This is a genomic window from Phytoactinopolyspora endophytica (assembly GCF_004138495.1).
GTDB classification, from domain to species: domain Bacteria; phylum Actinomycetota; class Actinomycetes; order Jiangellales; family Jiangellaceae; genus Phytoactinopolyspora; species Phytoactinopolyspora endophytica.
Window position 1 is genome coordinate 156,631 of the sequence record NZ_ML142851.1, and the last position, 1,838, is coordinate 158,468.

General features: G+C 71.9%; 2 protein-coding genes. Both read right to left on the reverse strand.

Translation table 11 applies throughout. The features are described 5' to 3' along the window. Positions 1-1,216 (reverse strand): magnesium chelatase ATPase subunit I (locus ELR45_RS37065; RefSeq protein WP_240759234.1); only part of this gene is annotated, 1,216 nt, incomplete at its 3' end. Next, positions 1,213-1,838: (2Fe-2S) ferredoxin domain-containing protein (locus ELR45_RS06615; RefSeq protein WP_129664478.1), on the reverse strand; the 626-nt coding region annotated here is incomplete at its 5' end. The genes ELR45_RS06615 and ELR45_RS37065, both read right to left, overlap by 4 nt.

The window sequence follows — 1,838 nt, forward strand, 5'->3', positions numbered from 1 at the left end:
GCGCGCCGCCCTGGGCGGGGTCGCGTGTGGTGGCATCGGGCGCCGACGGCTCAGGTGTCCCGGAACTGTCGGCGCTCTGGTCATCGGCGTGGGCTGCGGAGCTGTCGGTCGGCCCGTCTCCGGCGCCGTCGTTCGGCGGTGCGCCCCCGCCGGGGCCGCCGTCGGGCCCGGGATCGTTATCGTCGTCGGGTCCCGGGTCGTCGGGCGTGGCGTCGGTGAGGACCTGCTCCAAGTGCTCGTCGTCGACGCCGGGGGCGTCGAACGGATTCCGCCGACGACGGTGCGGAAGCGCCAGCCGGGCCGCGGCCCGCACGTCTTCCGTCTCGACGACACTCCGGCCGGACCAGGCGGCGTGCGCGATCGCCGTCTGCGCCGTGATCAGGTCCGCGCGCATCCCGTCGACCTCGAAGGCGGCACACACCTCGGTGATCTGCCGCAACGCCGCGTCGGTGAGGTTCACGTCGCCGAGCCGTTCTCGCGCGGCAGCGATCTCCCGGGACAGCCGGTGCTCGCTCTGGGCGTACTGGGCCGCGAACCCGGCCGGGTCGGCCTCGTAGGCGAGGCGTGAACGCACGACGTCGGCCCGGGTCGCCGGGTCCCGGCTGGCCGACACTTCCACGGTGAGCCCGAACCGATCGAGCAGCTGAGGCCGGAGCTCGCCCTCCTCAGGGTTCATGGTGCCCACCATGACGAACCGGGACGCGTGTGAGACGGAGACGTGCTCGCGCTCCACCGTGACCTGGCCCATGGCGGCCGCGTCCAGCAAGGCGTCGACGAGATGGTCGTGGAGTAGGTTCACCTCGTCCACGTAGAGGATGCCGCGGTGTGCGGCGGCGAGCAGGCCCGGCTCGTAGGCGGTCACCCCCTCGGACAGCGCGCGTTCCAGATGGATGGAGCCGAGCACCCGGTCTTCCGACGCTCCGACCGGGAGCTCGACCAGGCGGGCCGGGCGGCTCAGCGAGTCGTCGCCGTCACCATGCGGCCCGTCCGGGCACGCGGGATCCGGGTTCTTCGGAGGACACGAGAACCGGCACCCGGCGACGACGTGCACCGGCGGCAGCAGCCCGGCGAGGGCACGCACCATCGTCGACTTGGCGGTGCCCTTCTCGCCGCGCACGAGCACTCCGCCGGTCGACGGCGACACCGCCGAGAGGATCAGCGCCAGGCGCAGGTCCTCCATCCCGACGACGGCGGTGAACGGGTAGCGAGAGCTCATGCTTCCTCCTGGGTGGTGCTGCGTGGCGTGCACAACTCGTCGACGACTCGGCCGCCGGCCAGATGCTCGTCGACGATGCGTCCGATGGCGTCGGCGTCGACCGCCGTATACCAGACGTCGTCGGGCTGGACGACGACGATCGGCCCGAGGTTGCACGGGACGAGGCAGCCCGTGTTGGTGACCAGGACGTCGTCGTATCCCACAGGTCCGTCCTGCAGGCGTTCCCCGAGCGCGGCGGCGACCGACGGGCTCCCGTGCGACGAGCAGCGCGGTCCGCGGCAGACGAGGACGTGGTGACGGTGCCCGCCGATCGTGGACCAGCTCGGGCTGCGGAACGACTCCGGCGATGCGGTGACCGTGCGGCTCGGGCCGTTCACCGCCGCGCGGAGGGCCTGGACCATCTCCCCGGTCTCGCTCGCACCCACACCGATACGTACCTCAGGGACATTCGACGCCGAACCTTCTGCCTTCTCCCGCCAGTGTGCGATGGCCTTGTCGATCCACGTCTCGAGGTAACGGTCACGGGGAACCTGGACCGGAACGACGAGCACCTCGGCAGCGGCGTCGTGCCGGCACGTGTCGAGCACGTCGTGCAGGGACCGCTCGCCATGGTCGAGCATCG